The sequence below is a fragment of the Streptomyces sp. NPDC054757 genome (genome assembly GCF_053612185.1).
The window spans coordinates 50,835-63,405 of sequence record NZ_JBSHBW010000040.1 but is presented as its reverse complement, the minus strand read 5'-3'; the positions used below and the strand labels follow the sequence as shown (position 1 = coordinate 63,405).

Sequence of the window (12,571 nt, the reverse complement as noted above, 5' to 3'; positions counted from 1 at the left end):
CTATCAGACTCTTTCGTGTCCGATTCCCGGCCGGCCGGGTGCTTTCCAGTTCCACGCTTTCGCGTTTCCCTTTCCGGCGATTCCGACTCTATCAGTCCTTTTCCCTCGCTCCGACCACTATTCCTACGGGCATGCAGAAATAGACTGGAGCTGAAGTCCTGGACTGTTTCGAGAGGCTACCGGCCCCCGACTTGATGTCGTGACGGGGCCAGGCAGGGGTTCGACAGTACAGCTCGCCCAGGGGCGAAGCAAATCGCTTGCGGTATCCACCGGCGTCTGTCAACCCGCCGCTCCCGTGCGGAACCGGGACTTACTATGACTTACCCTTCTGAAAGAGTACGCCGCCCTCTGAGAGGCCCCATATGACCAGCGTGACATCCCCGCTCGCCGGACGCGCGATTGGACTGGCCGCGGTGCCGGATCCCGTGTTCTCCGGCGCGATGGTGGGGCCCGGCACGGCCATCGACCCCGTACGCGAGCCGGCCGACGCGGTGTCGCCGGTCGACGGCATCGTCGTCTCCCTGCACCCGCACGCCTTCGTCGTCGTCGACGGAGAGGGCCACGGAGTACTGACCCACCTCGGCATCGACACCGTCCAGCTGAACGGCGAGGGTTTCGAACTGCTCGTCAACAAGGGGGACACCGTGCGGCGCGGACAGGCCCTGGTGCACTGGGACCCGGCAGGCGTCGAGGCCGCAGGCAAGTCCCCGATCTGCCCGGTCGTCGCGCTGGAAGCCACTGCCGACTCCCTCTCGGACCTGTCCGAGAGCGGCGATGTCGCGGTCGGCGGGTCTCTCTTCAACTGGCAGTGACTTCGGCGCCGTGAAGAGCGGTGCATCGGCCAACCACCCGGCGCCGGGGTGCGCCGCTACGGACGGAGACGGGTGACATGCAGACAACGCTGCGAGGCGTCGGGGTGAGCCACGGTGTGGCCATCGGCGAGGTCAGGCACATGGGTACGGCCGTTCTCGAACCGCCTGCCAAGCAGATCCCGGCGGAGGACGCGGAGCGCGAGCAGGGCCGCGCACGGCAGGCCGTGGAGGCTGTGGCCGCCGACCTCGTCGCGCGCGGCAACCTGGCCGGGGGTGAGGCGCAGCATGTGCTGGAGGCCCAGGCCATGATGGCGCAGGACCCGGAGCTCAGTGCTGATGTTGACCGGCGTATCGCGGTGGGGAGTTCGGCCGAGCGCGCGGTGTACGACGCGTTCGCCTCGTACCGCGCCCTGCTGGCCGGCGCCGGTGAGTATCTGGCGGGCCGGGTCGCGGACCTGGACGATGTGCGGAACCGTATCGTCGCGCGGTTGCTGGGTGTTCCGATGCCGGGTGTGCCCGACAGTGACGAGCCGTATGTGCTGATCGCCCGGGATCTCGCCCCGGCCGACACGGCGCTGCTGGACCCCACGCTTGTGCTCGGGTTCGTGACCGAGGAGGGCGGGCCCACCAGCCACAGCGCGATCCTGGCGCGGTCGCTCGGTGTGCCGGCGGTCGTGGCGCTGCCCGGTGCGGGCGAGCTGGCCGAGGGCACGGTGGTGGCTGTCGACGGCAGCACCGGGGAGATCTTCGTCCGGCCGAGCGACGAGAAGCGCGCGGAGCTGGTGGACACGGCTGCGGCCCGCAAGGCGGCGCTCTCCGCGGCCACCGGTCCTGGCGCCACGTCGGACGGTCACAAGGTGCCGCTGCTGGCGAACATCGGCGGGCCCGGTGATGTCGCCGCCGCTCTGGAGGCGGGCGCCGAGGGTGTCGGGCTCTTCCGGACCGAGTTCCTGTTCCTGGACGACTCCGCGAACGCGCCGTCGCAGGAGAAGCAGGTCGAGGCGTACCGCTCGGTGCTCGAAGCGTTCCCGGAGAGCCGCGTTGTCGTACGGGTGCTGGACGCCGGGGCCGACAAGCCGCTGGACTTCCTGACGCCGGCCGACGAGCCGAACCCCGCCCTCGGGGTGCGGGGTTTGCGGTCGCTGCTCGACCATCCGGATGTGCTGCGCGCCCAACTGGCGGCTCTGGCCAGGGCGGTTGAGGGGCTTCCGGTGTATCTGGAGGTCATGGCCCCGATGGTGGCGGACCGGGCCGATGCGAAGGCGTTCGCCGACGCCTGCCGGGAAGCGGGGCTGCATGCGAAGTTCGGTGCGATGGTGGAGATTCCGTCCGCCGCGCTGCGGGCGCGCTCCCTGCTGCGCGAGGTCGAGTTCCTGTCGCTGGGCACCAATGACCTGGCGCAGTACACCTTCGCGGCGGACCGCCAGGTCGGTGCGGTGTCGCGGCTGCAGGATCCTTGGCAGCCCGCGCTGCTCGACCTGGTGTCGATGGCCGCCGAGGCGGCGAAGGCCGAGGCCAAGAGCTGTGGTGTCTGCGGTGAGGCCGCGTCCGATCCGACCCTCGCCTGTGTGCTCGCCGGTCTCGGGGTGACCAGCCTTTCCATGGGCGCGGCTGCCATCCCCTATGTCCGCACCACGCTGGCGCAGCACACTCTCGCCCAGTGCGAGCGTGCGGCGTCCGCGGCGCGCGCCGCGGACTCGGCGGACGAGGCACGGCTGGCCGCTCAGGCGGTGCTGTCCGGCGAGTAGCCGGGCTGCGCACCGCGGTATTCCGTACCGGGGTGCCCGAGGGGCTTCCTGCCGTGTGGTCGGCGGGGAGCCCCTCGGCTGTTGCCGGGACAATGGGCCCGGTGGTTGACGGACAGTGCGGTGGGCCGTCGGTCGGGTGGTGGTCGGTGGGGCTCTGCCGTCAGTGGTGGGCGCCGTCGTCGGGGATCGGATATCCCGCGCAGTAGTCGACGCCCGGCTCCGGTGGGACCGGGTCGCCGGTGTCGGCGTCCGTGCAGTAGGCGCTGAACACCTCTCCCGCGGTGAGCGGCAGCAGTCGGCCGCGCTGGAGCCGCCAGCCGCGGACCCGGTCGTCCTGGCCGGGGGCCGTCGTACGGACGACGGTGCCGCCGGGGCTCTCCAGGGCCATGCCGGCGGCGAGGACCGTCACGAAGGCGGTGCCCTCGGTGCGGTCGAGCCGGATGCCGGGGTCTTCGCCGCTCTCGGCGTGCAGGACGGCGATGAGCGGTTCGTCCTCGGTGGGGATGCTGCAGACGAGATGGTGGACTCCGGCCCCCGCGCCGTCCAGCAGGCTCTTCAGTGCGCGCGATGCCCGGTCGAAGGAGGCCGTGCCGACGTTCCGGCCGCAGTCGGCGCACTCCCCCGCATCGGCCAGCACCAGCGTCGCGTACTCCAGGGTGGCCCGGCACACCGCGGCGTTGACCAGGAGCGGGACCAGCCGGTCGATGGGCTGGCCGGTGTACGGGACGGTCGCCCCGTCCGCCGCGATGCCCGCGGTGAAGCGTGTCCGGCTCTCCGCCGAGTCCGGGTCGAGGCCGGCCGCCGTGCAGAACTCCTCGTACTCCTCGGGGTCGAAGAGGGCGACCGTCGTGTGCACCTCCTCGGCGGTGAGGGACCGCAGCAGGCCCTCCACCTGCTGGAGATAGGCCGCGTGGTCGTCGAAGGTGAAGGTGCGGTAGCGCCGCATGGCCGCGAAGTCCTGCTCGTCGGCCAGCAGGCCGACGGTGCTGGGTGCCTCGCGGCGCAGTGCCCGCCGCATGGATCCGGTCCGGTGTGTCTGCGCCATGACTCCCCCTGAGCGCGATCGATCATTGCTCACTCACAGTAACCGTGGGCACTGACAACGGCGTTGCGGACAGCCGGGAGCGCACCAGACGGCTCTGGGCCGCACAGGTCACGACAACGCCTGCGGCGAGCACGGGCCATCCTGGCGGGCCTGCGGCGATGACCGCGGTGACGAGCAGCGGGCCGCCGCTGCGCTGGGCGGACTGGGCGAGGCCGTGCACTCCGAGGTAGGCGCCCTGCGCACCGTCGGCAGCGAGGGTCACGGAGAGTTCCCAGGAAGCCGTGGCGTGCAGCATCTCCGCGACAGTCAGCGCGATCGCGGCGATGAGCAGTGCGGTGACGGCCGCCCGGGTGCCGCCGTGCGACGACGCCGTCATCGCGAGGCAGCCGACGGTGAACGCGCCGGCCAGCGGCATCAGGAGGGCGCGGGCGGATCTCGGGGAGGTGGCGAAGCGGGAGAGCGGTACCTGGCAGCAGACGACCATGACGCAGTTGAGGACCATCAGCAGGGGTGCCAGGCCGTGCGGGGCGGCGGTGGCGTGGACGATCCACAGCGGCATGCCGACCTGCAGCACGGCGTCGTCGAGGAAGAGCATCGTCTCGGTCGCGGTGAAGAGGAGGTACGTGCGGTCGCGCCAGGGGTTGGGCTGCGGGGCCCGGGGCGCCCGCTCCCCGGAACCCGTGACGACCCGGGTGGGGGCCGGTGGTTCACCGCAGCGGAGGGTGAGGGCGGCGACCACGGCGTAGGAGACGGCGTTGCCGATGAGCAGGCTGTCGTAGGCGTGGGTGGTCCCGATGGAGAGGGTGACGGCTGCGGCAAGGCCGCCGATGGCCCAGCCCGCGTTGGAGACCGTGCGCTGGACAGCCTGGTAGCGGATGCGGTCGGCGCCGCCGACCCGGGCCGAGTAGAGCTTGGTGAGGACGTTGGAGCCTCGGTCGCCGAGACTGCCTGCCGCGGAGCAGAGGAGCATCAGCGTGAAGTCGTGGGTGGTGAGCAGGGCGAGCAGGGCCAGTGCCTGCAGTAGCTGGGCGGCCACCAGAACGCGGGTGAGGCGGTACCGGTCGGCGAGATGGCCGGCGAGTGGTGCGCCCGCGATGCCGGCGGCTCCGGAGACGCCCATGAGGACGCCGACCTCGGCGACCGGGAGGCCGGCGACGAGCGTGAAGTAGAGGGCGGCGGCGCCCATCCAGAGCCCGGTGCCCACCTTGTTGATGAGGCTGATCCAGAGCATGCGGCGGCCGTCATCGCCGCCCGGGATGCGTGCGTACAGTGCCGCTCGGCGCCTGCTCGGACTCACTGTTCCCCCTTGACCTAATTTACGTATTGATACATACTCTGCTACGTGGCAACACAATATGGGATCAGTGGAACGACGGCCAGGGAGATTTCCGCTTCGGTCGAACACGGTGTGGCCGAGGGCCTGTTGGGGCCGGGGGCCGCGCTGCCTCCGGTGCGCAGGCTGGCCGAGGGACTCGGCGTGAGTCCCGGCACGGTGGCGACGGCGTACAAGGAGCTGCGGCAGCGGGGCATCGTGGTCACGCGCGGGCGCGGCGGCACGGTGGTGGCGCAGGCGCCCGCGGTGGGCTCGCGGCGGCCGCCGAAGGTGCCGCCGGGGGTGCGTGATCTGGCCGGCGGCCATCCGGACCCGGCGCTGCTCCCCGTACTGCTGCCGCCCGGCCCGGTGGATCCCGTGCGGGGTTCGTACCGGGGGTCGCCGCGGCTGCCCGCCCTGGAGGAGCTGGCGCGGGAGTGGCTGGCGCGGGACGGGGTACCGCACGAGCGGGTGACGTTCTCGCACGGGGCGCTCGACTGCATGGCCCGGCTGCTCTCGGTGGAGCTGAGACCGGGTGACACCGTCGCCGTCGAGGATCCGGGCTTCCATCATCTCCTCGATCTCGTACCGGCGTTGGGGCTGCGGACGGCCCCGGTCGCGGTGGACGACGAGGGGATCCGGCCGGAGGCCCTGCGGGCCGCGCTGCGGGCCGGTGCGCGCGCTGTGGTGTGCAGCCCGCGGGGGCAGAGTCCGGTCGGGGGCTGCTTCTCGGCGGAGCGGCGTGCGGCGCTCCTCGGCGTGCTGGCGGGGTTTCCCGATGTGCTGGTCGTGGAGGACGACCACAACGCGGATGTGGCGGACGCGGCGGCGTTCCCGCTGGCGGCGGGCGGTCTGGAGCGGTGGGCGCATGTGCGGACCGTCTCCAAGCATCTGGGGATCGATCTGCGCTGGGCCGCGGTGGCCTGCGACGCGACGACGCTGGCCCGTCACGACGGCCGGATGCTGCTGACCTCCGGCTGGGTCAGCCATCTCCTCCAGGAGACGGTCGCGCGGGCGATGTCCGACCGGTCGGTGTGCGCACTGGTGGCGCGGGCCGCGGAGACGTACACGGAGCGCAGGCGGACGCTGCTCGCCCGGCTCGGGGAGCTGGGGATCGCGGGGCACGGGGCGAGCGGGCTCGGTGTCTGGGTGCCGGTGCGGGACGAGTCGGCTGTGGTCAACGGGATGCGCTCGCGGGGCTGGTGGATCGCGGCGGGGGCCCGGTTCCGTATCGCCTCTCCCCCGGCCGTACGGATCACGACGGCCGCCCTGGCCGGACCGGACGCGGCGGCGCTGGCCTCGGACTTCGCGGCTGTGCTGGGTGAGTCCGAGGCCATGTACGGGGGTTAGCGCACCAGGGCGGTGCGGGCGTGGGTGGGTGGTCAGCCGCGGTCGCGGGCCAGCTTCTCGTAGAAGTGCAGCAGTTCGATGTTGTCGACCGAGCCGGGGTTGACCGCCTTGTCGAGCGCCGCACCCTGGAGCAGCCGCTTCACCGGGACCTCGATGCGTTTGCCGGTGAGGGTGTGCGGGACGCCCGGGACTTCGATGATGTCGTCGGGGACATGGCGCGGGGAGAGCTGCTCGCGGATGGTCTGCTTGATGCGCCCGCGCAGCCCGTCGTCGAGCGGGGTGCCGGGGGCGAGCTGGACGAAGAGCGGCATCCAGTAGCCGCCGTCGGGCTCCTCGACCCCGATGACCAGCGACTCGCGGACCTCGGGGAGCCGCTCGACCGCTTCGTAGATGTCGGCGGATCCCATCCGGACGCCCTGCCGGTTGAGGGTGGAGTCCGAGCGTCCGTGGATGATGACGGAGCCGTGGCCGGTGATCGTGATCCAGTCGCCGTGCCGCCAGACTCCCGGGTACATCTCGAAGTAACTGCCCGTGTAGCGGCTGCCGTCGGGGTCGTTCCAGAAGCGGATCGGCATGGACGGCATGGGGTTGGTGACGACGAGCTCGCCGACCTCGCCGATGAGCGGTCTGCCCTGCGGGTCCCAGGCCTGGAGGTCGGTGCCGAGGCAGGCGGCCTGGAGTTCGCCGATGTGGACCGGGAGGGTGGGGACCGCCCCCGCGAAGCAGCTGCAGACGTCCGTACCGCCGCTGACCGAGGCGATCCAGAGGTCGTCGCCGACCGCCTCGTGGAGCCAGCGGAAGCCGTCGGGCGGAAGCGGGGAGCCGGTGGTGGCGACGCACTTGACGCGGGAGAGGTCGTGGTCGCGGGCGGGGTGGACGCCCGCCTTGCGGCAGGCCATGACATAGGCGGCGGAGGTGCCGAAGAGGGTGGTGCCGGTGCGTTCGGCGATGCGCCACTGCGCGTCGGTGCCGGGGAAGCCGGGGCTGCCGTCGTAGAGGACGATCGTGGTCCCGGTGAGCAGGCCGGAGACGAGGAAGTTCCACATCATCCAGCCGGTCGACGTGTACCAGAAGAAGCGGTCGCCCGGGCCGAGGTCGCAGTGCAGACCGAGCTGTTTGAGGTGCTCGATCAGGATGCCGCCCTGGGACTGCACGATGGCCTTGGGGAGCCCGGTGGTGCCCGATGAGTAGAGCACCCAGAGCGGGTGGTCGAAGGGGACCTGTTCGAACACCGGCTCCGCTTCGCCGGATGTGACGGCCGACCAGTCGAGCGCGCCGTCCGGGGCCGGGGTACCGAGCAGCGGGATGTGGATCACGGCGCGCACGGTGGGGAGTTCGGCCCGGACCTCGGCGACGGTGTCGCGCCGGTCATGGGTCTTGCCGCCGTACCGGTAGCCGTCCACGGCGAACAGGACGACCGGCTCGACCTGCTGGAAGCGGTCCAGCACACCACGGGCGCCGAAGTCGGGGGCGCAGGAGGTCCAGACCGCGCCGACCGCCGCGGTGGCGAGCAGCGCGGTGACGGCCTGCGGGATGTTGGGCAGATAGCCGCTGACGCGGTCGCCTGGGCGTACGCCCAGGGCTCGCAGTTCGGCCGCGAGCGCTCCCACCTGGCGGCGCAGTTCGGACCAGCTGACGGGCTGTGGACCCTGGCGCTCGTCGACGTACAGCAGGGCGGGCTCCTGTGCGCGTGCCGGGTCCGCGGCGGTTCGCAGGGCGTGCTCCGCGTAGTTGACGGTGGCTCCGGGGAACCACTGGGCGCCCGGCATGGAGCGGTCGGCGAGCACGCTCTCGTACGGGGTGTCGAACCGGATGCCGAACCAGTCGGCGACCGCCTGCCAGAAGGTGGCGAGCTCCTCGACCGACCAGCGGTGCAGGGCCTCGTATCCACCGTCGGCGGGTGCACCGTACCGCTCGGCGGCCCACGCCTGGAAGCGGGTGATCCTGGCGCCGTCGATCCGTTCCTGGCTGGGCTGCCAGAGGGGCGCGGCGTTCGATGGGTTCATGGGGCGGCTCCCGGGCTGTACGCGTGGTGTCGCGTGTGGGCGCGCACGTGCGAGGGGTGTGCGCGTGACACGGCTGGCAGCGACGATGCCATGTGATCGTCCCGCGCACCAGGGCGGGCCTGCGGCGCCGGCATCGTGAACATCTGGTCAAGGACGAGGTGAACGACGGTTGAACGAGCCTCGCCCGCCGGTTCCGGGGTGGCAGGGTGATCGTCATGGACGGTCGCGGCCTGGTCCGCTCGGTGAAGGCGTTCGGTTCGGCTCGTGGGCGGCTCGCCCTGCGCACCGCGCTGCGCGGACGGCGCGCGGACGCGGCTGAGCTCGCGCCGCGCGGCCGCGAGCGGGCGCGGGTGCCCGGTGCGGTGACCGGTGTGGAGCACCGGCCGGGCGGCGGTGTCATCCGGTTCACCCGCTCCGAGCTGCTGGTACGGGTCGCGGTGGGCGGGGCGGTCTTCTGGGGGTGGGACGGCGCTGAGCCGGAGCCGTCGTACGCGCTGGCCGACGGGTGTCCCGATGCGGATCCCCGGGCGGTGCTCGAACCGGACACGGCCGGCGGGTGGCGGGTGGTCTCGGAGCGGCTGACCGTCGTGGTGTCCCGGCAGGGCGCGGTGGAGCTGCTCACGCCGGGCGGTGTGCGGATCCGCCGTGAGCTGCCGCCGCGCTGGTGGGAGCCGGTGTCGGGTGGCGCGGCCCGCTGGGTGCAGCGGGCCGAGGTGCCCGCCGACGCGCGCTTCTTCGGTCTCGGCGGGCGGGCGTCGGGGCCCCGGCTGCGGGACGGCACGTACCGGCTGTGGAACACCGATCCGCGCGGTGGCTTCGGACCGGGCGACGATCCGCTGTACATCACCATGCCGGTCCAGCTGGTGGTGGCCGACGCCGGGGCCCATCTGGTCTTCCACGACAACACCCGGGACGGCCTGGTGGTGCTGGCCGAGGGCCGGGAGGGGGCGGGATCGGGACATGACAGGCCGGGCTCCAGTGAGGTGCGGATGGCCGGCGGCCCGCTGCGCTGCTGGGTGGTGGCAGGCACTCCGGCGCGGGTCCTGCTGGGCTGGACGGCGCTGACCGGCCGGCCCGCGCTGCCGCCGTCCTGGGCGCTGGGGCCGCAGCACGCCCGGTGGGGTTTCGGCAGCGCCCGGGAGGTGCGCAGGGTCGTCGCCGGATACCGGGAGCACGGGCTGCCGCTGACGGCGCTGCATCTGGACATCGACCACTACGACCGGCACCAGGTGTTCACGGTCGACAGCGGGCGGTTCCCGGATCTGCCCGGACTCGCCGAGGAGCTGCGGCGGGACGGCGTACGGCTGGTCTCGATCGTCGATCCGGCGGTGAAGGCCGACCGGCGCAACCGCGTGTACGGGGAGGGGCTGGCCGCTGACGCCTTCGTCAGGGATGCCCGGGGCGCCGCGGTGCGCGGGGTCGTGTGGCCGGGTGAGTGCGTCTACCCCGATTTCACGGCGCCGTGGGTGCGGGACTGGTGGGGCGGGCTGTACGCGGAGCGGCTCGCGCAGGGGTTCAGCGGTTTCTGGCACGACATGAACGAGCCCGCCTCCATGCTGCCGTTCGGGGATCCGACGCTGCCGCTTTCGTCGCGGCACGATCTGGAGGGCCGTGGCGGCGACCACCGGGAGGCCCACAACGTCTACGGTCTGGCGATGGCGCGGGCCGGTTACGAGGGGCTGCGGGCGCTGCGCCCCGACGAGCGGCCCTTTCTCTTCTCCCGTTCCGGGTGGGCGGGGATGCAGCGGTACGGCGGCACCTGGTCGGGCGATGTGACGACCGGGTGGGCGGGGCTGCGTGCCTCGCTCTCGCTGGTGCTGGGGCTCGGTCTGTGCGGGGTGCCGTACTCGGGCCCCGACGTGGGCGGCTTCGACGGCAGCCCCTCCCCCGAGCTGTATCTGCGCTGGCTCCAGCTGGCCGCCTTCCTGCCGCTGCTGCGCACGCACTCGGCGATCCTGGCCGGGCGCAGGGAGCCGTGGGAGTTCGGCGCGCGGACACTGGAGCACGCGAGGGCGGCGCTCATCGAACGGGAGCGGCTGCATCCGTACTTCGTGACGCTGGCGCATGTCTCCCGGCTGACCGGCGCCCCGTATGTGCGGCCGGTCTGGTGGAGCGCGCCGGAGGACCGCGCCCTGCGGGACTGCGACGACGCCTTTCTGCTCGGTGACAGTCTGCTGGTGGCGCCGGTGCTCGACCGGGGCGGCGACCGGCGGGCGGTGCGGCTGCCGCGGGGGCGCTGGTACGACACGGCGACCGGTGCGGCGTACGAGGGGCCGGGGCAGGTGGTGCTGGAGGCGCCGCTGTCACGGGTGCCGGTGCTGGCGCGGGCCGGTGCGGTGATTCCGGTACGGGTCGATGGCGGCGGTACCGGGCTGGAGGTCTGGGCGCCGGCGGCCGGGCGTACCGGGGGCGGGGTGGTCGTGCGGGACACCGGCGACGGGTGGGCGGAGCCGGAGGTCGAGCGCTACACGGCCTCGCTGGAGGACGGGCGGGTCGTGGTCGGGCGCGTGGTGGCGGAGGGCGAGGTGGAGCCGGGGTGCCCGGTGCGGGTGCGGGGGCTGGGGGCGTAGGGCGGGGCGCGGCAGCGGCTTCTGGCCGTTCCGTGGAGTTCAGCGGTGATCCGGGGCCGGCCGGGCCTCAGCCGTACTGCCCGGCGAACCAGCGCCGTACGACCGCGGTGTGCAGCGGGAAACAGAGGTCGGTGGGGGCCCGCAGGATGTGCCGGCCGGCTGTCTCGTCGGTGGGAACGGACGGCGGGAGTGTGTCCGCCGCGCACTCCGGGAGCAGGCCGAAGAGCAGCAGATGCCCGTCGGGTGAGCTGCGTGCGTCGGCCAGCCGTACGTCCTGCTGCCGGGCGGCGATGCCGGTCTCCTCACGCAGCTCGCGTACGACGGCGTGCTGCCATGTCTCGGTGCCGTCGACGAAGCCGCCGGGCAGGGCGATGCCGCCGGCCTGCGGTTCGTTGGTCCGGGTGATGACGGTGAGCCCGGCGCCCCGCGCGTCCCGTACCGGCAGCAGTGCCACGGCGACGGGCAGCGGGTTGCGGTAGGCGGTGGTCCCGCAGGACGGGCAGGTCCGGGGCCATCCGGCGGTGGCGAACGGGGCGCCACAGGCCGAACAGTGGGAATCCCTGGGGGGCTTGGCGGCAGGCTGCTCGTTCATGAGCGCGGACTGTAGCCGACCGAATCCCTTTGCGCACGCGGTCGTACGAAGGGTCGGGCGGCGCGGTCACCGACCATGATGGGGCGGTCGTCGAAACGCCGTTCAGAACACGTGGGGCGGGGTGGTGGACGCCGGTACACCGGCGTTGAACCGGGTGTCGACGAACTGGGAGAACCTGAACGGCTTCGGTATCAGCTCCAGGCGAGCGAACTCGTCCGCGATCTGCTGCTCCGATGCGATGGCGGCCCGGTCCAAGGCGACCCGTACCGTCGTGCCCGACGTCCGGCGCACCGCGTCCAGCGCCACCTTGTACGGCACTCCCGTGTCCTTCGACCACACCTTCGCCCACTGCTGCGGGTGCTGGTAGACCCACTTCCGGGCGCGCTGCAGCCGCTGCAGGTAGTCCTTCATGGCCGCCGACTTCCCCTTGTCCGCCAGCGCCGAGGGGGCGGCGACATCGAAGGTGAGGCCGTTGACCAGGCCCTGTCCGCTCACCAGGACCCGGGCGTTCCCACCGTCCAGCGCCTGCGTGGTGGTCGGGTCGGCCGCCGCCCAGGCATCGACGTCTCCCCGCTTGAAGGCGGTCTTCGCCTCTGCGGACTGGAGGTAGTCGGCCTTCACGTCCTTGACCGGCATTCCGGCCTTCTTGAGGACGGAGAGCAGCAGGTCGTGCCCGGTGGTGCCCTGCATCACCGCGATCTTCTTGCCCTTGAGGTCCTGGACCTTCTTCAGCGGCGAGTTCTTCGGCACCAGGATGGCCGTACCCGCGACCGAGCTGTGCATCGCGCCCACGACCGTGATCTTCGATTTGGACGCGGCGGCGAACACCGGCGGTGTGTTGCCGGTCCAGCCGAGGTCGACCGCCTTGGCGTTGACGGCTTCGAGGAGCAGCGGCCCGGAGGCGAAGTTCGACCAGTGGATCTTGTACGGCAGGTTGTCCAGTTCGCCGGAGGCTTCCAGCATGGCCCGGTCGCCGCCGGTCTGGTCGCCGACGTTGAGCGTGGTCCCGGTGTGTGCCGGCTTCCCTCCGCACGCCGCGGTCAGCAGAGCGAACGGGATGAGCAGGGCGCCGAGGCAGCGTCGTTTCACGGGGAGTCCTTCTTCGGGTCGAGTGGAGGTGTCCGGGGGGCTGTTGG

Annotated in this window: 9 protein-coding genes; 4 read left to right on the top strand and 5 right to left on the bottom strand. The window is 72.3% G+C overall.

Features of this window, described 5'->3' with window-relative positions; all coding sequences use genetic code 11:
* Window positions 1-362: 362 nt before the first annotated feature.
* Window positions 363-812, top strand: a complete 450-nt coding sequence (locus tag ACWGKJ_RS31825) for a PTS sugar transporter subunit IIA (RefSeq protein ID WP_385024312.1) — start codon at window positions 363-365, stop codon at window positions 810-812.
* A gap of 77 nt (window positions 813-889) precedes the next feature.
* A complete protein-coding gene (gene ptsP, locus ACWGKJ_RS31820) occupies window positions 890-2,560 on the top strand; it encodes a phosphoenolpyruvate--protein phosphotransferase (RefSeq protein WP_385024310.1) in 1,671 nt (556 codons plus the stop codon).
* A 160-nt stretch (window positions 2,561-2,720) separates the two neighbouring features.
* Here the strand turns inward: ptsP and ACWGKJ_RS31815 are convergent, their stop codons facing one another.
* Both ACWGKJ_RS31815 and ACWGKJ_RS31810 read right to left on the bottom strand, forming a co-directional pair.
* Complete coding sequence (locus ACWGKJ_RS31815) at window positions 2,721-3,605, bottom strand: hypothetical protein (protein WP_385024308.1); 885 nt, start codon at window positions 3,603-3,605, stop codon at window positions 2,721-2,723.
* A 22-nt stretch (window positions 3,606-3,627) separates the two neighbouring features.
* The gene (locus tag ACWGKJ_RS31810) at window positions 3,628-4,836 is read right to left on the bottom strand and encodes an MFS transporter (protein ID WP_385024306.1); all 1,209 of its coding nucleotides are present in this window, start codon (window positions 4,834-4,836) and stop codon (window positions 3,628-3,630) included.
* Window positions 4,837-4,947: 111 nt separating this feature from the next.
* On the opposite strand from ACWGKJ_RS31810, the gene ACWGKJ_RS31805 reads away from it, so the two are divergent.
* Window positions 4,948-6,267 carry a GntR family transcriptional regulator gene (locus ACWGKJ_RS31805; protein ID WP_385024304.1) on the top strand — a complete coding sequence of 440 codons (1,320 nt, stop codon included), beginning with the start codon at window positions 4,948-4,950 and terminating at the stop codon, window positions 6,265-6,267.
* Window positions 6,268-6,299: 32 nt separating this feature from the next.
* On the opposite strand, the gene ACWGKJ_RS31800 is transcribed toward ACWGKJ_RS31805, so the two are convergent.
* Window positions 6,300-8,273 carry an acetoacetate--CoA ligase gene (locus tag ACWGKJ_RS31800; RefSeq protein ID WP_385024301.1) on the bottom strand — a complete coding sequence of 658 codons (1,974 nt, stop codon included), beginning with the start codon at window positions 8,271-8,273 and terminating at the stop codon, window positions 6,300-6,302.
* A gap of 215 nt (window positions 8,274-8,488) precedes the next feature.
* Between ACWGKJ_RS31800 and ACWGKJ_RS31795 the strand changes: the two genes are divergently transcribed.
* Window positions 8,489-10,843, top strand: coding sequence for a glycoside hydrolase family 31 protein (locus ACWGKJ_RS31795; protein WP_385024299.1), 2,355 nt, complete (start codon window positions 8,489-8,491; stop codon window positions 10,841-10,843).
* A gap of 67 nt (window positions 10,844-10,910) precedes the next feature.
* On the opposite strand, the gene ACWGKJ_RS31790 is transcribed toward ACWGKJ_RS31795, so the two are convergent.
* Window positions 10,911-11,435 carry an NUDIX domain-containing protein gene (locus tag ACWGKJ_RS31790; protein WP_385024297.1) on the bottom strand — a complete coding sequence of 175 codons (525 nt, stop codon included), beginning with the start codon at window positions 11,433-11,435 and terminating at the stop codon, window positions 10,911-10,913.
* Between the two features lie 102 nt (window positions 11,436-11,537).
* Window positions 11,538-12,524, bottom strand: a complete 987-nt coding sequence (locus ACWGKJ_RS31785; RefSeq protein ID WP_385024295.1) for an ABC transporter substrate-binding protein — start codon at window positions 12,522-12,524, stop codon at window positions 11,538-11,540.
* Between the last annotated feature and the right edge of the window lie 47 nt (window positions 12,525-12,571).

Excerpts from the sequence above, each read along its gene's own strand:
- ACWGKJ_RS31825 (WP_385024312.1), top strand. The coding sequence starts at position 363 with ATGACCAGCGTGACATCCCCGCTCGCCGGACGCGCGATTGGACTGGCC.
- ptsP (WP_385024310.1), top strand. The coding sequence starts at position 890 with ATGCAGACAACGCTGCGAGGCGTCGGGGTGAGCCACGGTGTGGCCATC.
- ACWGKJ_RS31815 (WP_385024308.1), bottom strand. The coding sequence starts at position 3,605 with ATGGCGCAGACACACCGGACCGGATCCATGCGGCGGGCACTGCGCCGC.
- ACWGKJ_RS31810 (WP_385024306.1), bottom strand. The coding sequence starts at position 4,836 with ATGCTCTGGATCAGCCTCATCAACAAGGTGGGCACCGGGCTCTGGATG.
- ACWGKJ_RS31800 (WP_385024301.1), bottom strand. The coding sequence starts at position 8,273 with ATGAACCCATCGAACGCCGCGCCCCTCTGGCAGCCCAGCCAGGAACGG.
- ACWGKJ_RS31795 (WP_385024299.1), top strand. The coding sequence starts at position 8,489 with ATGGACGGTCGCGGCCTGGTCCGCTCGGTGAAGGCGTTCGGTTCGGCT.
- ACWGKJ_RS31790 (WP_385024297.1), bottom strand. The coding sequence starts at position 11,435 with ATGAACGAGCAGCCTGCCGCCAAGCCCCCCAGGGATTCCCACTGTTCG.